This window comes from Candidatus Neomarinimicrobiota bacterium (assembly GCA_041154365.1).
GTDB lineage: Bacteria > Fidelibacterota > Fidelibacteria > Fidelibacterales > Fidelibacteraceae > Fidelibacter > Fidelibacter multiformis.
The window spans coordinates 2,036,131-2,057,499 of the sequence record AP035449.1 but is presented as its reverse complement, the minus strand read 5'-3'; the positions used below and the strand labels follow the sequence as shown (position 1 = coordinate 2,057,499).

Here is a 21,369-nt window from a genome sequence, read left to right as displayed (position 1 = left end):
AATAAACGCAGATCTATATGAATGAAATGAAGATGGGAAATGGATATTAAAGAGCTGAGATTACTGGTATCCGCTGGAGAATCTGAGTCTGTAGAGTTCAAAAAATCTACAGCTCAGTTGCGGCGGGCTGCAGAAACACTCTGCGGCATGCTCAATAGTTCCGGTGGCCGGGTGTTGATTGGTGTCACACCAGAAGGCCGCATCGTCGGTCAGACGGTTTCCGACAAGACAATCCGGGAGGTTGCGGAAGTGCTTCAGAAGTTTGAACCGCCGGCATCTATTGCTCAGGACCGTGTGAATGTTTCAGATCACAAAGTGGTGCTGGTTTTGGAAGCGATTCCCAATCCCGAGTCACGTCCGTATGTCTTTGATGGGCGGCCGTACCAGCGGATTGGTTCGACGACTTCCATCATGCCCCAGGCAACCTATCAGCGCCTTCTCAACGAGAGGGCACACAGCCGCATCCGATGGGAAAACCAACCGGCCGAAGGCTACAATAACGCCGACCTGGATTCTGAGGAAATTCTTCGTACGGTGCGCCTTGGAATTGCAGCCGGCCGCTTACCGGAATCAACCGGCAACGCTATCCCGGATATTCTGGAGCGCTTTGGATTGCTTCGGGACGGCCGTCTCAATCAGGCTTCCATTGTCCTCTTCGGTTCCCACTTCATTCCTGATTATCCACAATGCCAGTTACGCCTTGCCCGTTTTCGGGGCGTGAATAAATCGGAGTTTCTCGATCAAAGGCAAATTGAAGGGCATGCTTTCTACCTGCTTCAAGAAGCCATGATGTTTCTGCGCCGTCACCTGCCTGTGGCCGGACGAGTTATCCCAGGCCTTTTTGAGCGGAAAGATGAGCCGCTATTCCCGCTTGAGGCATTGCGCGAGGCCCTGGTCAACGCTTTTTGCCACAGGGATTATACCATTATCGGCGGGGCGGTAAGTCTGGCCATCTTTGATGACCGGCTTGAGATCTGGAGCGACGGCACGCTTCCGTTCGATTTAAAACCGGAAGACTTGAAACGCGAACATCCTTCCCGGCCACGCAATCCTCTGATCTCGCAGGTTTTCTACTTGCGCGGCATGATCGAACGCTGGGGGCGCGGTACACAGAAGATTGTAGAATTGTGCGTCAAGGCCGGACATCCGGAACCGGAATTCGGTGAACAGGCCGGCAGTGTCTGGGTTCGGTTCCTGCCCAGCGGCTACATCGCCCCGCATCGTGTGGCACATGACTTAACCGAACGGCAGCGGGAATTGCTTCAAATCCTGGCACAGCAGGGCCCTGCACCTCTTCGAGAGATACGGAAACGTCTATCGGCACCGCCCTCGGACCGCATGATTCAGGAAGACCTCGCCCACCTTCGTCGGCTTGACCTTGTTGAATCGACGGGACGCGGCCGTGGTGCGGCTTACCTTCTGAGGAAGACGAATGAATAGCGAAGCGAATAGTGAAATAGCGCTGCGCTATTCTTGCGCTATTAGACAAATCGGCTGGAATACGCGGTCAAATATGCTGTTAAGGTTCGCATAGTTTTGGAGTAAATTGATATGGATAAATCAAAGATCAACCAAAAAGAATTGTTCAGAACAAAGTATAAACCGGGGAAACCAGGATCCGGAATGCTTTTTGATGAGGAGTTTATTGGTAACGATGATCCAGTGAAATGTTTCGGGATGACATTCGAAAATGATGAAAAGCGCCGTGAGTATTTCTTGGAAAAACTCCGCGAGAAGCTCAAGGACCCGGAGTTCCGCAAGATCGAGGGATTCCCCATTGGCGAGGACGAGGACATCCTGGCTCTTTCTGATCCCCCGTATTATACGGCCTGCCCAAATCCGTTTATTGATGATTTTATCAAATATTATGGTAAGCCATATGACCCAAATATGCCGTATAGCCGGGAGCCGTTTGCTGCAGATGTAAGCGAAGGTAAGAACGACCCAATCTACAATGCACACTCATACCACACAAAAGTACCACACAAAGCGATCATGCGTTATATACTCCATTACACTGAACCTGGGGATGTTGTTTTTGATGGGTTTTGTGGAACTGGTATGACAGGTGTAGCAGCTCAATTATGTGGAGATAAAAAGACTGTTGAATCCCTTGGATATAGAGTGGACAAAGATGAAATCATTTACCAGCAGGAGACTGGTGAAGATGGTAAAACCACATGGAAGCGTTTTTCCAGGCTTGGAGAACGCAAGGCGATTCTCAATGACTTGTCACCTGCGGCAACATTCATTGCTTACAATTATAACACACCGGTGGATGTTCGTAAATTTGAGCATGAGGCCAAACGCATTCTGAAAGAAGTCGAAGACGAATGCGGCTGGATGTATGAGACGATGCACTCAGATGGCAAGACAAAGGGTCGCATTAATTACACTGTTTGGTCTGATGTTTTTATCTGTCCGGAATGCACAAATGAGGTGGTTTTCTGGGAAGCCGCAGTGGATAAAGAAGCTGGTAAAGTATATAAAGACTTCCCCTGTCCACATTGTAATGCACAGTTAACAAAACGAAATATGGATCGTGCATGGGTTACCAAATACGACAAAGCGATCCGGCAGACCATTCGCCAGGCCAAGCAAGTGCCGGTGCTGATCAACTACAGCCTGGGCAAGAAGCGTTACGAGAAAGTGCCCGATGCCTTTGATCTGGCCCTTATCGAAAAGATCGAAGAACTGGACATCCCCTACTGGTTCCCGACGGACCCGATTCCAGAAGGGGAGAAGACCGGCGAGCCACTTCGCATTGGCCTCACTCACGTGCACCATTTCTACACCAAGCGGAATCTGTGGGTGCTAGGGGCGGTTCTGAATCGATGCCTGCAATGTATTCAGTTACTGAAGGTTTGGTTAACATCATCCTTAATAAGAACCACAAAGATGTACAAGTTTACTATCGATAGAAAAATGGGCAACGTAATGGGGACACTATATGTGCCATCCTTATGGACTGAAAACGGTGCTTTCAAGTTACTGGAGTACAAACTTCGCGATTTTATCAGAATTCATTTCCCCGAGTTTATGGCCATAACTTCATCAGCTTCTGCGAATGCATTGAAATATCAAGATGACACTGTTGACTACATCTTCACCGACCCGCCGTTTGGTGGAAATTTGATGTATTCTGAGCTGAACTTCCTCTGGGAATCCTGGCTTAAGGTCTTCACCAACAAAAAGCCCGAAGCTATTGAAAACAAAGTGCAGGGCAAGGGGCTGCCGGAGTACCAAAAGCTCATGACTGAGTGCTTCAAGGAATACTACCGAGTGCTCAAGCCGGGACGCTGGATGACAGTGGAGTTCCACAACTCCAAAAACAGCGTCTGGAACAGCATCCAGGAAGCCCTTCAGACAGCAGGCTTCGTCATCGCCGACGTGCGCACTCTGGACAAGCAGCAGGGGTCATTCAATCAGGTGACACAAGCGGGTGCTGTGAAGCAGGACATCATCATCTCCTGCTACAAACCCAACAGTGGTCTGGAGGAGCGGTTCAAGTTGGAGGCAGGAACGGAGGAAGGCGTCTGGGATTTTGTACGTACTCATTTAAAACAGTTGCCAGTGTTCGTCTCAAAAGACGGTCAGGCTGAAATTGTCGCCGAACGCCAGAATTACCTGCTCTTTGACCGTATGGTGGCCTTTCATGTTCAACGAGGAGTGACCATTCCTTTGTCTGCTGCAGAGTTCTATGCCGGCCTTGGACAACGTTTTCCACAGCGTGACGGTATGTATTTTCTGCCCAATCAAGCAGCTGAATATGACAAGAAACGTATGACGGTCAGGGAGGTGCTCCAGCTTCAGCTCTTCGTCTCCGATGAGGCATCAGCCATCCAGTGGCTCAAACAGCAGCTCACCAAGAAGCCACAATCCTTCCAGGACATCCACCCTCAGTTTATGAAAGAGATTGGCGGCTGGCAAAAACACGAGAAACCCCTGGAGCTTTCCGAACTGCTAAAAGAGAACTTCTTGTCCTACGACGGCAAGGGCGAGGTTCCCAGCCAGATTCACAGCTACCTCTCATCGAACTTCAAGGAGCTGCGCAATCTGGAAAAGGACGTTCCAGCGCTCAAGGCCAAAGCCAAGGACCGCTGGTACGTGCCTGACCCGAACAAGGCCGGAGATCTGGAAAAACTGCGCGAGCGGGCCTTAATGCGGGAGTTCGAGGAATACCGGGAATCAAAACAGAAACGCCTGAAGGTGTTCCGCCTGGAGGCTGTCCGGGCCGGATTCAAGAAGGCATGGCAGGAGCGCGATTATGCCACAATTATATCAGTGGCACGTAAAATACCGGAGAGTATCCTGCAAGAGGATCCTAAACTTCTTATGTGGTACGACCAAGCGCTTACACGAAGTGGGGTAGAATGATGTCTAAGAGATGGGTTGATAGAGATTTCACGACAAAGACAAATGATATTCTTTTAAAAGCAGAATCATATCACTGTGAATTCTATTCTTCAGAAACATTCACTGGCCCTTCTTTATATTTCCACCAACAGGCTCTTAAGTTAAACGTTGAAAATTGGGCTAGAAAGAGTGAAATGATATATGCGGCGTTGGCATCCTGGGGTATGCACCGAATGGGTCCTAAGGGAGCAAAGATGCATAGTTTTAATGATTTTAATAAGAGTGTTGCTGATCTACGTACAGATATCAAATGTCTTCGTAGCAAGTCACCTGATGATTTATCTTTAGATGATTGGAATGCAATGGAGAAGGTCTTCAAGTATATAAAAGTAATGGCAAGTGGTACCAAGATTGTAGGCAATTCAAAAGTAATGGCTCATTATCTTCCTAACCTTATCCCACCTATTGATAGAGAATATACTCTTCAATTCTTATTTGGTAGCAGGGGATTTCAAAACAATCTCGAGCGTGAGTGGTTACTCATGCACAAGATTCTATCAGATTTCTTTTATCCTATTGCATCGAATGTAGAGTTTCAAAAAATGTCTAATGAATGGTTAGCAAATACAGATACGTATCCATGGGATACATCAATATTAAAAGTAATTGATAATTTAGTAATTGGAGCAGTACGGGCAGCACGAAAATATAAACCATGAATAGTGATAATTATAGCTGGTATTTCAGCCCGGACCATGGGCAACTCTGCCAGGTCATCGAGCCCCAGACGCTTTGGGGCGAGAAGACCTGCCGGGTATGGCTGCCCGGCCGCGATTCGGTGGTCCGCGTCCCTGCGTCCAGACTCGCCTCCCTGGAGAATTCGGGAACGGAAACTGCAGACAGCATCACATATATTGCAGCGGCAGCACGTGTAGCCGATGCCCTGACACAGGATGTTTTGCTGGCACCTATTGAATCATCTGTCATTCCACTTCCACACCAAATCAAGGCTCTGTCACGGGCTATTTCTGGAGATCGTATTCGTTATTTGCTAGCTGATGAGGTAGGGCTGGGAAAAACCATCGAGGCCGGACTTATCCTTCGTGAGCTGAAGCTGCGTGGTTTGATCAAAAGGGTGCTGGTCATTGCACCGAAAGGGTTAGTAACACAATGGGTTGCAGAGATGCGCACTCATTTCAATGAGGATTTCAGGCTTCTTATTCCCAGCGATTTTTCAGCATATAGGCGTATTGCCAAAGAAGACAATATTTGGCGGAGTCACTCACAAGTGGTCTGTCCCATGGATTCAGTCAAACCATTGGAGAGCCGGCGCGGTTGGTCGGCAAAACAGGTCGCTGAATACAACCAGGAGCGCTTCGACGGCCTGGTTTCCGCAGGATGGGACTTGATAATCGTGGATGAGGCTCACCGGCTTGGGGGGAGTACTGATCAGGTGGCCCGGTTTAAATTGGGCCAGGGACTATGTGAAGCCGCTCCATACTTCCTTATGTTGTCAGCAACCCCACACCAGGGGAAAGCTGATGCATTCCATCGATTGGTATCTTTACTTGACACACAGGCATTTCCAGGTGTGGACAGCGTGACGCGTGATCGTGTACAACCTTATGTCATTCGGACGGAAAAACGCCATGCCATCACTGCAGAAGGGAAACCGCTTTTCAAACCGCGAAAGACGGAACTTGTCCCAGTCTCTTGGGGGACAAAACACCGGGATCAACAACTTTTATATGAGGCAGTTACCGAATATGTCCGGGAAGGATACAACCAGGCCATGCGTGACAAGCGGAGTTACATAGGTTTTCTTATGATACTGATGCAGCGGTTGGTCGTATCCAGCACTACAGCTATCCAGACAACACTGAAACGCCGGTTGGAGGTCCTCGAATCACCTCAGGAACAGCTTTCCCTGTTTCCGATGTATTCTGAAGATGAATGGGCTGATCTTGATGGTCAGGAACAGATTGAGACTCTTCTAACGACACGATTGAAAGCACTGAAGAATGAACGGTCCGAAGTTAAATTGCTATTAGAAGCTGCTACACGCTGTATTCAGTCAGGTGCAGATGTCAAGGCAGAAGCATTGCTTGATTGGCTTTATAAATTGCAAGCAGAAGAAGGAGATCCTGAGTTAAAAGTCTTGATATTTACGGAGTTTGTCCCAACGCAGCAGATGCTAAGACAGTTTCTCGTTGAACGCGGATTCACAGTTGTCTGTTTGAATGGTTCTATGGACATGGATGAACGCAAGAAGGCTCAGGAAGATTTTGCTGAGAATGCACGGATTCTCATTTCAACAGATGCAGGCGGGGAAGGTTTAAATCTCCAGTTTTGCCATGTTGTGATCAATTATGATATCCCCTGGAATCCAATGCGACTTGAACAGCGTATCGGAAGAGTGGACCGTATTGGTCAGACACATATTGTACGTGCTATTAACTTTGTGTTTGAAGATTCTGTAGAGCATCGTGTTCAGGAGGTGCTTGAAGAGAAACTTGCGATCATTTTCGAGCAGTTTGGTATTGATAAGACAGGTGATGTTCTTGACTCGGCTCAGGCAGGACAGATCTTTGATCATTTGTATGTTGACGCAATTCTTAATCCGGATAAAGTAGATGTATCCGTTGACCAGGTCATCAGTCATATTCAAGAGCAAGCAAGGAATACTCAGCAAAGCTTATCAGTTCTTGGTTTTGCTGACACATTGGATCCAAATTTAGCTCAACGTTTGATGGCTCATCCTTTGCCACACTGGGTCGAACGGATGACAGTAAGTTATCTTAAAGCTCATGATGGCAAGGCTGACCGGAATGGGAGAACTTGGAATTTGACCTGGCCAGATGGAGAAAATATTAACAAAGTGGTTTTTAGTGGTCAGGAGGCTGAAAATACTCCTACAGCATGGTATTTAACTTTAGAAGATAAAAGGATCCGTGATTTAGCGACAAGATTACCTCGATTTGTGCCTGGTCAACCAATTCCTGTGGTTACCATCCCTGGAATTTCAGATGAGATTATGGGATTTTGGTCCCTGTGGCAGATTGGTATTACGTCAATGGACTGGAAACGCCACAGAATCCTGCCGCTCTTTCTTGCGGACAGTGGAGAAATCTTTATGCCAACTGCCCGATATTTATGGGACCGTTTAATGAGTGAAGATCCAAATATAAAGGACTATTTTAAGAGTGATGATGCCAAGAATATCTACGAGAAACTAGTGAAATTAGCGGAGGAACACGGCAAACCCACATATGATGAGCTTGTTCAAGAACACCGTTTATGGCTGAAGCGCGAGAGAGGAAAAGGTGAATATGCTTTTGCTGCTCGGCAAAAAATCATAGAACGCATTGGTCTGCCTCAGGTTCGGGACTATCGATTAAACTTGCTACGGCAGGAAGAACACTCATGGAACGAGGAACTCAAAAGTAAGGCTCAGATTTACCCAGAAATGTTGCCTCTTATTGTTGTCCGGGTTGAAGGATGTACACATGAATAATTGGCGCGAACAAATTCTAAAAGAGTTCACACCCAATGTAGCTAGGTTAACCTTAGTTGCTGATCCGGACAGTCTTTTAACTGAGGAAAAGTTATCATTAAAACTTCGTGAACGTGGATTTGATGTGATTGAGTACACCGATCCTGTTGAATTTAGATATGTCTATGAGTCAACCTATCGTAGTGCCTGGGATTGTGGAAAACATACTGATCTGGTTGTTATTCTTAAATCTCAAGTAACTGAGATTGAATCTATGCCATATGACTTGCTTCAGATAGGCCGTAAGCTTTCATTTAGTCTTGGAAATTTATTCCCAAACATGAGCTATCCAATTATTTCGAAATTAGACAGAAGTATGCTTGATAAACTTTTTGAAGCCCAACAGAGAACAATGCCAGACCGGATGGGCGATAATACGACTAAAGATTATGTACTTCGACATGTATTTGGAATTGCGCCTGAGTTGATTCCCAGAGAAGTCGATTTGCTTCGTGTTTTACTTCATTTGCATTACGGGAAATATCATATTCCATCGATATTAGCTGAACGATTAATTCAAGTTCTTAAGGAGAATGATAGTTTTAAGTCTTGGCCACTATCAGAAATAGTCGCAGATGATACAGCGTTTTATGATTTTCTTCAGGAACGGTGGCCGGTATTTCTATCAAGACTTAGTGGACCCAACCAGGGACGAGAAGCCCCATCAGGATATAACTTGAAATACTCCGGTCCGGATTATCTTCCATTTGATCATCAAGACATTAAAGTTTACATAGACAATTTGTTCCTTGAGGGACAACTAACACCTGTTGAAATGCCTGAAGTTGATAGCCATGCCGATTCTTGGATTCAGACTGGCATTATCATACCCAATACTGATGATGAAAAACAACGAACCAGTCGCCTATTTGATCTTGTCGAAAAGGAGCTGCCCGAAACTGATTCTCGATATACCGATTGGATTGATTTTGCTTTGAAATGGGCTGAGTTATCCTCTTTAGTATATTGTAGCAATAACACAGAGCATGAGATACGTTTAAGGGAAATAAGTAATACTATAAACACACTCTTCGCTGAATGGCTTACTAATCATTATTCTGGCTTAATTAATTTGCCTCCAACTAAGCCTGCTTTGCTGCACCATATTCCTCGCAGACTTGCTCGTGATCTGGATTTAGATGGTAAAGATAGTGTTGCGCTTATAGTCGTTGATGGCCTTTCATTGGATCAATGGGTAACAATCCGTCATCTCATGAAAACGCAGGATTCTAATCTAATAATGCGGGAGCATGCCACATTTGCATGGATTCCGACTTTAACATCAGTTTCAAGACAAGCAATATTTTCAGGCAAGCTGCCCCAGTATTTCCCCTCATCCATAAACACAACAAACAATGAAGAAAAACTATGGACACAATTTTGGGAAAACCAAGGTGTGTCCCGTTTTGAGGTTGTATACAAACGCAGTTTGGGTGATGGTGATGCCTTAAAAACAATTGATTCATTAATACATCGGGGTAGAACCAAGGTTATAGGACTGGTTGTGGACAAGGTTGACAAGATTATACACGGCATCCAGCTTGGGTCAGCCGGGATGCATAACCAGATTATACAATGGTGCCAAAAGAGATTCCTTGTTGAATTAATCCGTCAACTGATAGATCTAAAGTATGATGTCTGGCTTACTTCGGATCATGGTAATATTCAATGTGAAGGTAAAGGTCGGCCATCTGAAGGAGTGATTGCCGAGACTCGTGGTGAGAGAACCCGGATATATCCAACACCAGAATTACGTTCTCAGGTTGCAAGGACTTTTCCGTTTGCCCACGAGTGGCAACCTGTGGGATTACCAGCAGATTTTTACCCATTAGTATTAAGCGGGAATGATGCATTCGTGAAAACAGGAGACGTTATTGTAGGTCATGGCGGAATCTCTCTGCAGGAGGTTATTGTGCCACTTGTGAGGTTTGAAAGGAGAATATAGTGACTGGTAATAGACATAATAAGATTGGGATTAAACAGACAATACAAAAGCATTGGATGGACAAGACGGTACATATGCTGCTTGCGGGTGTTTCCGAAAAAGAGATAAGATCGGAATTAAATGAATATCTACAAACTCAACTTCAAAGTGGCGGTATAGGAGAACGGGGTAAAAAAACATACGGAATGGCAATTGGGATATTATCTTCATGGTTTTCTCCTGATACAGATCTAATACCATTTCGTGATAATGCATTAAGCCTTGCAAGTCAACTGCCACCCGAAAAGTGGCTTCCTCTGCATTGGGCGGTTATTTCTGCATCCTATCCATTCTGGTTCTATGTAGCAATGCAGGTCGGAAGATTGCTGAATCTCCAAAACCAAATAACCCAAGCGCAAGTATTTGACCGTCTTAAGGAAAAGTATGGAGATCGGGAAACAGTTGCTCGAAATGCTCGATATACATTGCGCTCATTCGTTGCCTGGAAAGTTCTAAATGATACTGATCATAAGGGATGTTATAAGAAAGTTACTCCACTGATTATTTCTGATTCAAATATTGCTATCCTGATTTATGAATCTGGTCTTCTTGCCATGCCTAATACCAACATAGATTTGGGACTACTTTTACATAATCCGGCCTTTTTTCCATTCCAACTACCTGCATTGAACGGTGAATTTATATACCAAAACAGCAAACGAATTGATGTGGTTCGCTATGGACTTGATAACGAACTGATCAAGCTAATAAACAAACAGAACTAAGTATTAAATAATACAACATGAATATGAACTGCGTTTCGAGCCCCTGAGTAATACTGAAGAAAGGCTCCAGTCTCTGTAATTGGGATTATCTTAATAATCAACTTTAAAGCACAAAAAGTCCCACAAAAGGCAAAATGTCTGCCGTTGATTAAAAGCTTTATAGTCGGATCAGAATCTCATGTTCATGGCCATATTTCACGGGGGAAACAGGCTCTTCGGGAGGGATTTTGGGGATGTTTGCATGCACAACCCTGAACAATGTACCCATATATAGGGATCCGGCATATACAGGTCTTGGCGAGTTGAGGTGGCCCGGTCTCTGGGATCATGATCCGGCGGGTACAGGTCTTTGCAGGTCGCGGTGGCCTCTTCCACGTGTGCTGTCTTTTGGTAGGTCTGTGTTGTCCTCTTCAGCTTGAAGTTTGCCCTGTATCGTCCGGCCCTGCCTCCTGCCTGTCTGGCGGTTATGCTGTCAGTATAGATCGTGTGTGTGAGTTTGGCCGTCCCCGAGAAGCCCAGCTGTCTATTTGCAGCGTCGAGGGCGGTCTGCACTTTTGCTGCTATGTCCACGGCCTCTGTCTCTTGCGGCGCGACGATGCCCACGGCGTCGTGCATGTCGATGCCGATCCCGCAGCCTACCGAAAGCATCCCTTTCAGCTTGCAGAGCCAAATCTTCTTTTGCTCAGCCCCCTGCATCTGGTCCGCGATGGCCACCGCCTGACAGTCTGCCCGCCTGTTGTCCATTATAATCCCGCTCTGCCCAAGTACCGTCTGTTCAGTCCTTCCGTGCGTCTTTCTACGATACTCCGTTCTCGCCTCTCGATGCTCACCCCACCTGGGTTCAAGCGTAAGTATTTCGCTCGCAACCTGTCTTGCGATCTCACCGTTTCCTTCTACCTCAAATGTCCGCAGTCCTTTCCCTTTCGTCAGCGCGTGGGCTATTGTTTTGACTTCTTTCCGGTCGATGCCGGTTCTCTCATGGATGCATGTCGCCAGATCGCTCATCGTGTTGATTTCGCGCATGTTCTCGAAGTTGCGAATTTCTGTTATTAGATAGTTTTCCTGGCCACTGATATCAAACATGATGAGCTTTTCGCGTGTGTTTTGAAGTAAATGCCGGAGATCTTTCGGCAGGTTCTGGATGTTGGGCCAGCGTGTTCCCGCCCGTTCGCTGGCTGTTGCGCGGGGTACTATCGTGGGGTAAATCCGTTCCGTTTCCGGGTCGTAATGCTTCTTGATCTTGCGGAGGATTCTGAGACGGTTCGTGATCTTCTCGTCGCTCTTCACCTGTTTTTTTTCTGGTTTCAGTTCCCCTTCACCGTACTTCTCCAGCAGTGTTCGTGGCAGCTTCCGTGTTCCCGCGAGGTATCCTTCGAATCGCCGGATAAGCCTTTCGGTCTGCTTAATGTCCAGTGGCAGACCCCTGTCTTGCATGGGAAACTGGACCTCATAAAGGTATTGCATCGTGAGGCAGTTTGCTTTGTTTTGCCAGAAATCGTCCGTTACAGCATAGGAGTACGAGTCCATCCGTCGCATGGGGATTTTGGACGCTCTCCATTTGTACTCAAAATCAGAGTTGGGCTTGTAATCCGTATAAATTGCGAAGAGTTCAATCAGGGAGACCGTGCCGAGCTTGATTTTGATGGTGCCGTTTCTCAGGTATATCAGTGGTGCGCGCGGGTCATTATGGTATCTGGGCGGCCTTCCTGTGTTAAGCTCGTGCAGCATTTGCCAGTGTTTCTGTTCTTGATTGACAGCCCATTTATCAGGGTTAGGTTCACCCTGCATTGGAATGCTGACCTGGATTTCTCTGCCCGCTCTTTTCCCTTTGGGAAGACTTGCGACATGGTACTGGAATGTTTTTTTCCAATATTGAACTTTAAAATCCTGATGACTTTCCGTCAGCTTCTTTATGGCACGCTGAACCGTCCTTTTATCCAAGCCGGTAAGCGAATAAACAACTTGAGGATTGATGTTGAACGGCATTCCGAATTCTGCGGCCAGGAGCTTGAGCGCCCGGAAGACTATGTTCACCGTTTCATCATGACTGATATAAAAGTTGGCTAGCTTTTTTATTCTTCCCGGAGTGAGAGTCACCCACCAGTCGATTCCCAGGGGTTTATGTTTCCCCGTTTCAAGAATGTAGGACATCAGTGAATTTGCCGTATGCGTGAGTTCTGTGTATAAAACGTGGTATCTTTCTTCATCTTCTGAAAGATCTCCAGTCAAAGTCCCCATACGCAGGTTTTCTTCATATTGATCAAGAATTTGATTATAAATATCCGGATCGATCAACCCGTATTGTAACTGAAAATCGATATCAGGGAATCTGTATGCAACCCCGCCGGCCCATGCGTCTTTCATGGCCCTTTTAATTTCAGGATTGAGTTTTAACAGTTCATTGTGAATATAATTAGTGATAACAGACTCTGGATTTTTACCTTCATTCAGCATACGGCTGACTGTCAGGATCAAATCCTTCTGAAATCGGCTGCGGGCCGTTTTTGTATCCTGGTGGGCAAGATTGCCGTAAATCGCAGGATCTGTTTTTTTGGTGCGAAGATTCATCAGCCCTCTGGGTTTCAATTTAGTTATGGCAGAAACCAAACCGCCATAACGCGTCGTCCCTAAAACCTTAAAGCATTAAATAAGCCCAGAAAGGCGATAAAAGTTTATTTATTCCTCCAACCCATCAGGAGGTAATTGGGTGTAATGATCTTAACATATAATATACAAATCCATTCTTTCTAAGACAAGAACAAAAATGAACTGAGTTATAATGAGGGTTATTTTTTTGTGGCAGATGTTTTAACATTAAATGATATTTCAGGTGATGGGCTTGCCGTTTCGAGCCCCCACCCCTGGTATCAGTATGGCTTTTAACATAACAAAGGAGGACGTCATGATGAACATGACAATTGGGGACCTCATGTCCCTGAAAAGTAAAGTCGAGTCCGGTAAGATCAACCGGACTGACCTGGAATTGTTGCTGGATTCCAATCCCGGAAACCGGCTTTCGGAGAAACTGAGAGAGTATCTGATCACGGGTGATTCTCAGTACTTGGAGTTCTCACCGGAAGAGGCATTCAAGGCGGTGTTCTACCGTACAACGGTGCAGGAAGGTGTACCGGTTATGTATGGAGGAGACTTTATCCCGTCGCCGTCAGTAAAGGATCCTGATCCGGAAATCCCCATCATCACAAGCCGCCCGTCCCTCGTTCCGGGATTGCTTGTGGGTTACTGGCAAGATGACCCGTTGGAGCGTGTCGAACTGAGCAGCGGCCGCCAGACTGATTTGGTCCGGCATGCTCCTTATGATTTGGAATGGGAGGGACAAGACTATCTTCTGGTTGCTGAAACCTTGAAGAAATCCTTCTATTTCCCGAAGGATAACATCCCTGAGTACATCAAGCCGTGGCTGTCTCTGGAGCCGCAGAAACGATCTGATTTGGCCGCTGGTCTCAAGAGACAGGGCGTTCGGCTGCAGAGTCTTGCGGGGTTACCCCTGAGTTTAGAACTGGTGCATAAAAAAGAGAGTACTGAGCCAAAGGGAGTTTATGGGGAACTTGGCGTCTGCATCCTCTCAGCTGCACAGTTTCTTCAGGTACAAGAAGAAATCGGAATCCCGGTCCACGCCTTGCAGGCAACGCTGTGGTTTGCCAATGGAAGCTACTTCAAGGGGACTTTGGAATCGGAATCCTTGTCGGGATTGGCACCGGGATTCTATGGGGGACTCAAGCACCCGGCGCCACTGACAGAGCCCACAACCAGTGTCTTGGGCGCTGTGATGGATGAATATTCATTAGTGCCGTGGAGACCATCCATGAATCGTCAACAGACGGATTATGCAGACATTCCCCTTCCTGTTCGGTCTCAGTTCCCCGAACCCGATACCTTCATCAAGGCAGCAACCGGTTTTCCGGGGTATGTAAGGCAGTTCAACCAGAAGCTCCTCGCTTCCGCATACCGCCTGTTCCAGAAGGCTCCCGTCAAGGGTTTCGCCGGCAAGGTCGGGGTGACGACGGAATCTGACCACGTGCATTTCGTAATCCGAGGACAATCCATCCACCGGGAGGAGATAAAAGACATGGCTTTCCTCTTCAGTCCTGCTCTTCCGGTGCATACAGAAGTCATGCATGTGCGGGTGAAACTGATCCCGGATGACAAGATACACAACCACCTGATTTTGTTAAATGTGCATCCTACCAATCTCCAGTGGGTTTCCCGTTGGTATATGCAATGGGCTGGCCGTGATTGCGATGGCGATGGATTCACGCTCAGCGATGACAACTGCATCTTGCAGTACACAAAGACTCCTGAGAAGATAAGCTGGTTTGACACCACAAAATTCAAGAGTGTCTCTGATGAGCCGGAAGACACTGAATTTGATGCCGTCAGGACCGCCACGGGGCGCATACGGAGTGCATCACATCTGATCGGGATGTACGACAAGGCAGCCCGGCGGATTATCCGTCAGGCGCCGGAACTGATGACTTATGATCTCAGTTCTCTTTTCACGGAAGCCATCCAGAGGGCGATTTCCTCTCAGAAGAAAAACTCCGGATCGGAAAGATTCCGGGGTTATCAGTGGATATTGGAGCACCTTCCAGAAGGGAGTGAATCCTGGCTGATTCCGGGAGAGGATGCACTGTCTGATCACGACAGGATTGATGCTCTTGAACCAGCATTTAAATCCCTTGGGAAGTCAGGTCTGCCTGTCCCTGAGATGATGGCAGAAGCTCATAATGTATTAAAGACTGTTCAGAATATCATGCCGGATCATGCAAGGGAAGCGAGGAATATCCTTGAGCTTCTTATGGAGCCTGATCAAGAGACACTGGACCGCCTGAGAAACCGCGGCCGGAACCGGTTTGAGTCCGTTCAGTCACGAACCTCGAGAGATACCGTTGTCCGGATTCTTGGAGAGGTGGATGAATGCAAACTGCTCTGGCAATCTGTCGCCGCCGGTACGGCAAAATACAACCTGACCTACGGTGAGGCATCCCGGATCATCGCAAAACGAATGGGGGGTGTCTTAAAAACCGATTACACGATTACACTTGTCAGCCTGTTAAAGGAATTTCCCATGACACTACTGGCCAATATTCTGAGCATTGAAGAACTGCAAATGTTGAGGATAATCAGTGGATGTATAATCCCCATATGGTATACGGGCCGGCTTTCTGTGAACAATCTCTTCTCAGGGGATGACCTTCAATCAATGGCCAGTCATCCTTCATTTAGGCAGTGCGTGTGTCCAGAGTCCGCTTACCGGATCACGGCTGTGAAGGAGACCGGAGCAAATTACCAGACGATAACTCACATCATCAAAATCAAGGAGGTTCAAAAATGATCGGCATACGTGAAGATATCCAATTCTACACCAATGGCAAAGAAGGTGTGATTGCAAGATTGCAGCTGCTGCATGGTGAGAAATCCATCATCATCAAAGGCAAACACATCCTCGCCCAATCGGCTCATTCACTCATCGGCCACGTTCTTACACCAGATCAGTTCACTCTTATCTTTGGCGAAGGCGTGTATCCGGACTGGGGCGGTGAAGAGAACACGCTCCATGTCCCGGCTAAGCTCATTTCGGTAGAGTCAAACAAGGCGTCCACCTACCTGATTTTCAAGCAGAATTAAGATTTGATCCCTCTGTAAAGAACATTATTAACTGACAATATATTCAGGCTGCATTTCCTCCGCGGCCATCGACCCCCGACACGCCACCCTATACACCATACCCTCGCGGAGCGGGTATGCGATCGATATAATCGCTTCATCCCGTTTTGCGGTCTACCCCCGCGTGAGGTGCATCCAGGCATCAGCCAGACCCTGTGTGGACCCCAAGTGTGGATAAAACCCACACTTATATCAAATATCCCCCAATATTGAAAGCAATCAGGGTACAGCGCTACACTCCCGGTCAAATATCACATATATTCTGAAAACGTCCCCCACCTGAATGTCTGCCATTATGGCAGAGATGAAAGCTTTATAACAATCGAAAACAATCAGTTATTAATAATATATACTGAATTTAATCAATAGGCCATTCTGCGCGCGTATGACAAGATGGCATAGTCGCCAACTGATCCACCACATGTTAATAAAACAACAACAAAAAGGAGGTCAAAATGACCGTTCAATTGCATCAAATACCACATCCACTGACGGATGCAAACGTGGAAAACCGCGTCGGATCTATGTTCCAGGCCGATGTGATTCTGGCAAAATTGTGGAGAATCGAAAGCAGGATCGAAGAGATTGAAAGCCTCTTCAATCAGGAACTTCAATACCTGAATCTCTGGCGATCCCGCAAGCTTGAATCTCTGGAATTCATGGCTCAGGAGTTCCGAAACAGCCTGAAGGCGTATGTCCTGGAGACGGGCAAAAAGTCCATCGGACTGCCCCATGGGCGCATCGGATTTAGGGTTCAACCGCCGCATGTCGAGGTCGTGGATGAAGAGAAGATTCTGGCGCGGGAAGCGTTTGTCCGGGTCACAAAATCACCTGATAAGGCGAAGATACTCGAGGTCTATAAGTCCACCGGAGAAATCCCCGATGGGGTGGATATTGTGACACCTGAACCCAAGTTCTTCGCCAAGCCTGAAGTCAATACACAATAAAGGAGAAAATCATGAATCTTTTAATGCACACATCCGATGGCCGGCATGTTCCGCGGACAGAACTGGCAACCATCCCTCTCCCGGAGAGGACCGACTCTTACCAGCCGGTTCCACACGCAGAACTTGTGAGGATGGTGGAGACCATCGGTCGGGATATTCTGACTGGATACCGGTTTGACCGGGATGATTACGGTCTGGCACGGGACGGCCGGCAACTCTTTGGGACGCACACATACCGGGTCCCGGAAGACGACCAAATGGGTCTCACCATCGGTTTTCGCAATTCCTATGACAAATCCCTGAGTGTCGGTCTGGCCGTTGGCGCATCGGTTTTCGTTTGTGACAACCTGGCCTTTACCGGGGATTTGACAGTCATGCGAAAGCACACATCCAATGTGCTTACGGATCTTGAGGACATGATCATCGCCACAATCTTCCGCTGCCGGAAGAACTACCATCAGATATCAACAGATGCTGAATCCATGGCAGAACATGCCCTTGCAGACGACGAGGCTTTCCAAATGCTGGGACTGCTTTTCGGAAAGAGTGTTCTGACCCCGCGGCAGCTTCCAATCGTCAAAAAAGAATGGCTGAAACCTTCGTACGAGGACTTTGAGCCCAGAAATATGTGGAGCTTTTATAATGCCTGTACGGAAGGACTGAAAGGTTCACCGCCGGCCAAAATCATGGAGAAGCACATCGCTCTCCATCAACTTATAACTGAAAGGAGTTATCACAATGGTCTTAATTGAAGGAAATGAATATGTGACAGTCCACGAGCGGCTTCAAATGGTTCACACCAACCATGAAAAGGTCAGTATTGAAACCGAGATTATCAGCATTGATCAGCGCTCGGTCACAGTAAAAGCGGTTTTGAAAATCAATGGCGAGGTTTATACCGCCCACGCCAGTGAAGTCTTCGGATCCACCGAAATCAACGAGACGTCTGCCCTTGAAAACGCAGAGACATCTGCGGTCGGCCGTGCCCTGGCCTTTGCAGGATATGGCATTACTGGAAGCGTCGCGTCGGCGGATGAGGTGATTGCAGCCAAAAAGAGGCAGCCCGGTAAATCCCCCGGAAACGGCAAACGGAACGGGAATGGAAATGGAAATAAACCCGCCTCTCCGGCACAGCGGTCCACGCTGGAAAAACTGCTTGGGAACCACCTCGTTACGTCTGAAGAACATGAACGAATTGTTTCACTTCTTAACGAACCCGAACTCAAAATGGCCGATGCAAAGGCTGCGTTGGATTACTTCTTCGGCAAATCCGAAAAGCAAGGCGACGCCTGGATCAAGGTTTCACCGGGCGTTCTTGATGCCCGTCAAAACGGGTAAATATCACCAATCCATATCCAAATCCGCCGGTTTTTCTCTGACATAACTATAGTAGAAAATAAGATGAACAAATAAAGGAAAATCATCATGTTATCTACTATTTCAAAACAGATCATTGAAGCCGGCGGAATCCTCTCTTTACCACTTGGGGAAAGGAATCAAATTCTCAGTGGTATTGTATACCCTTTACCGGAAACGCCTGATCGAAAGTTGTGGTTTACTTTTTATAAGGGATTATGTATCAGCGAACTTGCACTGCCATTTCTAATTGAAAATGATATCCGATTACTTCTTGGAAAATCCCCAGCAAACTTCAAATTCCTATATATAGATGACAGACTGAAAATTAAAACCAGGAATAACCTTATTGGGCCCGAAGAGCATACAGGAAACCTTTCCGCAGAGTATTTGAAATGGATATCGGGCATTCCCTTGCTAAAGAACATATCCAAAGGCATTTATTTGAATTGCCACCACGTTGATGGAAATCAGCATAACGATACTCCGTCGAATTTGGGATTAATTCGAGCTTCCTGTCACGGGCAGGTTCACAATACCCATTGCATACTCAGCCTTGAAAATGCCCCGTATATACCGTTGGTTCACATAATGAATAACGTCTTCGGAATTGACTGGTTTATCACAGAAAACGGAATTGAGCGGACTGAGACATACACTTTTTTAGATGTGGAAAAGGATGTTCTTACCCTTCTGGACAAGATCGAAAAGGGGAATTATTCACCCAAACAAAAAAGATTGCTGGCATCAGCCTGAGTCTTTAATAATGGTAAACAATCAAACATAAAGGAGTTTGTGATGAGAACAAACACAAAGCAAGCTTTTTCCTGGCAACAGGAGACCCCGCAATTCCCGGTCCAATACTTGACCATCCGGGAAGCAGCCAAAATGCTGTCCATTGGTGAAAGCACCTTGCGCCGGCTGATCAATGACGGAATTATGCCGTCCTGCCGGATTGGAGGATCGATTCGACTTGAGATAAACCAAATCCACCAGGCCGCGCAAAATGGGGCGCTGGAACTTTCAGCATGAGTACTCCTGGGTTAAAAGGGGCGGCGTCAAAACCGTCCCTTTTATTGTCCCTTAACCATACCCCCGCGCCAGAGAACCCCACCTTATTCCTATATACAGGAAAACTGGAGTGGGTAACACAGTCATGCGTGCCCGGCCGCCCTGCCTTTCTCTCAGTCCTGATGCACTCCTTTCACAATAATTCCTCCCGGGATACCTGTATCAAACAAGCCCACAATCACTGCCAGATTATCGGTGTAGCGTGCCCGTCTCACCCATAACATATTATTCCCGTATAGTTGAAGCAGATCCATCATTATTCTAAGGCTGCTGCCATTGTAGTGTACTACAACGGACTCCTGCGAAATAAACAGAATATCCTGATTCCGTTTCCCACAGATCTGCAATCCTGCGGCATAATAATCGGTTCTCAACACCGTTGATTTGACAGGATAATAGTGATAGATGTCCGGGATGATTTCATAAACCAGCATGTCCACTGCCAGCGGATTTGTGTAAACTCTTGAATCAGTAACTGTCAGGGCATGTATCGCACCAAAATTGCCATTTTCCGGATCTCCTGAGTAAGGAGTTGATGTATACTTAATTTTTGGAATTCCCTCTTCGATATGGAGAAAAACACTATAACCGGCCCAATCTCCCATCTTCATAACCCCGGCAACAAACACATGTTTACCGTCCGGTGTCCCGTCCATGTCTTTCAAATCCACCCCCGTCCCGCTTTCCACCCGGCGGAACCGGCTCCCGTCATAGTGGACCAGCGTCCCGTTGTTTCCCGCAAACCATACGTTATCCGATGATGAGCCCCAGATGGAGTTTCCTGGAACACCTTGCATTGGGTTTAACTCTATATACTTCCAGCTTCTTAAATCTTCATATATAGTTAATGCGCCTAAACATGTAAAGAATAACGAATTTGAATTGTTTATATAATATAGAGAATTAATTTGAACGTTATCTATGAATGTGGGGTCTTCTGAATAATAAACAGCAAACATCACTCTTATCATCTCCCACTTCTCCCCATCCCAGTGGGCGGCATTGTAGATGGAATCCCCTTTTTTGATATATCCCACAACCCAGATATTGTTTTCATCCACAATCGCCACATCATTGAAGTACGACCCGGCATCACCCAGCGTTTCCACGGTCCATGTGAAATCATGGCTGGTGGTATCCAGCGTGGTGACAGCGATGGGATCGGAACGGTCTTTGTCCCGGCCCTCTTTCATATAGGTTATGTGATAGGTATAATCCGCCGCCGGCAGAAGTCCCGTATCCCGGATATAACCGCTTTGTCCGCTGAGTGTCTCTGTTACCACCAGACTGTCATCCCGGTAGAGTCCGCAGGTCCACGTCTCCGGCACCCCGGAAGCCGTCACCCGGAATGTGGCCTCCACGCAGACCACATCCACCGCTTCAAGCGCCAGTCCGTAATCCTCCGGCTCCGGGTTGAAACAGGCGGTGATGAGAAAGGGGAGAAGAAGAAGCAACAATGCCGGATATCTGCTCCCTGATGTAAAATGTGTGAGATTAGGCATGAAAAGTCCCTGTATACTGCTTTATGTGCAATTTAGATGAGAATAGTGTGGGAAGCAATGGGGAGAATTCTGAATGAAGAATTAAGAATTAAGAATTAAGAATGAAGAATGATGAATTGAATGATGAATGAAGAATGGGGGCCGGTTTCGTCAATTGATGTATAAACTCTTTGTGAAATATAATTGAACC

Annotated in this window: 15 protein-coding genes; 13 read left to right on the top strand and 2 right to left on the bottom strand. The window is 46.9% G+C overall.

Going from position 1 to position 21,369, the window contains the following annotated elements; all coding sequences use genetic code 11:
* Nucleotides 1–39: 39 nt before the first annotated feature.
* The 6 genes from strainIA91_RS08810 to strainIA91_RS08785 all read left to right on the top strand — a co-directional run bounded on the left by strainIA91_RS08810 (nt 40) and on the right by strainIA91_RS08785 (nt 10,618).
* Nucleotides 40–1,440, top strand: a complete 1,401-nt coding sequence (locus tag strainIA91_RS08810; protein WP_400166412.1) for an ATP-binding protein — start codon at nt 40–42, stop codon at nt 1,438–1,440.
* A gap of 111 nt (nt 1,441–1,551) precedes the next feature.
* Nucleotides 1,552–4,377, top strand: coding sequence for a DNA methyltransferase (locus tag strainIA91_RS08805; RefSeq protein WP_400166411.1), 2,826 nt, complete (start codon nt 1,552–1,554; stop codon nt 4,375–4,377).
* Nucleotides 4,377–5,075 (top strand): hypothetical protein, encoded by a 699-nt coding sequence (locus strainIA91_RS08800; RefSeq protein WP_400166410.1) that lies wholly within the window; start codon nt 4,377–4,379, stop codon nt 5,073–5,075. Before strainIA91_RS08805 ends, strainIA91_RS08800 begins: the two co-directional genes overlap by 1 nt.
* The gene (locus strainIA91_RS08795) at nt 5,072–7,870 is read left to right on the top strand and encodes a DEAD/DEAH box helicase (RefSeq protein WP_400166409.1); all 2,799 of its coding nucleotides are present in this window, start codon (nt 5,072–5,074) and stop codon (nt 7,868–7,870) included. Before strainIA91_RS08800 ends, strainIA91_RS08795 begins: the two co-directional genes overlap by 4 nt.
* A complete protein-coding gene (pglZ, locus tag strainIA91_RS08790) occupies nt 7,863–9,854 on the top strand; it encodes a BREX-3 system phosphatase PglZ (RefSeq protein WP_400166408.1) in 1,992 nt (663 codons plus the stop codon). The genes strainIA91_RS08795 and pglZ overlap by 8 nt, the downstream gene beginning before the upstream one ends.
* The gene (locus strainIA91_RS08785; protein ID WP_400166407.1) at nt 9,854–10,618 is read left to right on the top strand and encodes a hypothetical protein; all 765 of its coding nucleotides are present in this window, start codon (nt 9,854–9,856) and stop codon (nt 10,616–10,618) included. The genes pglZ and strainIA91_RS08785 overlap by 1 nt, the downstream gene beginning before the upstream one ends.
* A 195-nt stretch (nt 10,619–10,813) precedes the next feature.
* Here strainIA91_RS08785 and strainIA91_RS08780 read toward each other — a convergent pair whose 3' ends face one another.
* A complete protein-coding gene (locus tag strainIA91_RS08780; protein ID WP_400166406.1) occupies nt 10,814–13,186 on the bottom strand; it encodes a hypothetical protein in 2,373 nt (790 codons plus the stop codon).
* A 334-nt stretch (nt 13,187–13,520) separates the two neighbouring features.
* Between strainIA91_RS08780 and strainIA91_RS08775 the strand changes: the two genes are divergently transcribed.
* From strainIA91_RS08775 to strainIA91_RS08745, 7 genes are all read left to right on the top strand, one after another.
* Complete coding sequence (locus tag strainIA91_RS08775) at nt 13,521–15,971, top strand: hypothetical protein (protein ID WP_400166405.1); 2,451 nt, start codon at nt 13,521–13,523, stop codon at nt 15,969–15,971.
* Nucleotides 15,968–16,264, top strand: a complete 297-nt coding sequence (locus tag strainIA91_RS08770) for a hypothetical protein (RefSeq protein ID WP_400166404.1) — start codon at nt 15,968–15,970, stop codon at nt 16,262–16,264. Before strainIA91_RS08775 ends, strainIA91_RS08770 begins: the two co-directional genes overlap by 4 nt.
* 494 nt (nt 16,265–16,758) lie before the next feature.
* Entirely contained in the window at nt 16,759–17,250 is a 492-nt protein-coding gene (locus strainIA91_RS08765; RefSeq protein ID WP_400166403.1) for a host-nuclease inhibitor Gam family protein, read from the top strand.
* A gap of 11 nt (nt 17,251–17,261) precedes the next feature.
* Nucleotides 17,262–18,002, top strand: a complete 741-nt coding sequence (locus strainIA91_RS08760; RefSeq protein WP_400166402.1) for a DUF932 domain-containing protein — start codon at nt 17,262–17,264, stop codon at nt 18,000–18,002.
* Nucleotides 17,989–18,588, top strand: a complete 600-nt coding sequence (locus strainIA91_RS08755; protein WP_400166401.1) for a hypothetical protein — start codon at nt 17,989–17,991, stop codon at nt 18,586–18,588. The genes strainIA91_RS08760 and strainIA91_RS08755 overlap by 14 nt, the downstream gene beginning before the upstream one ends.
* Nucleotides 18,589–19,197: 609 nt before the next feature.
* On the top strand, nt 19,198–19,362 hold the full coding sequence (locus strainIA91_RS08750; RefSeq protein ID WP_400166400.1) for a hypothetical protein: 165 nt from the start codon (nt 19,198–19,200) through the stop codon (nt 19,360–19,362).
* A 42-nt stretch (nt 19,363–19,404) separates the two neighbouring features.
* Nucleotides 19,405–19,638 (top strand): helix-turn-helix domain-containing protein, encoded by a 234-nt coding sequence (locus tag strainIA91_RS08745; RefSeq protein WP_400166399.1) that lies wholly within the window; start codon nt 19,405–19,407, stop codon nt 19,636–19,638.
* 152 nt (nt 19,639–19,790) lie between these two features.
* On the opposite strand, the gene strainIA91_RS08740 is transcribed toward strainIA91_RS08745, so the two are convergent.
* Entirely contained in the window at nt 19,791–21,179 is a 1,389-nt protein-coding gene (locus tag strainIA91_RS08740) for a hypothetical protein (RefSeq protein ID WP_400166398.1), read from the bottom strand.
* Between the last annotated feature and the right edge of the window lie 190 nt (nt 21,180–21,369).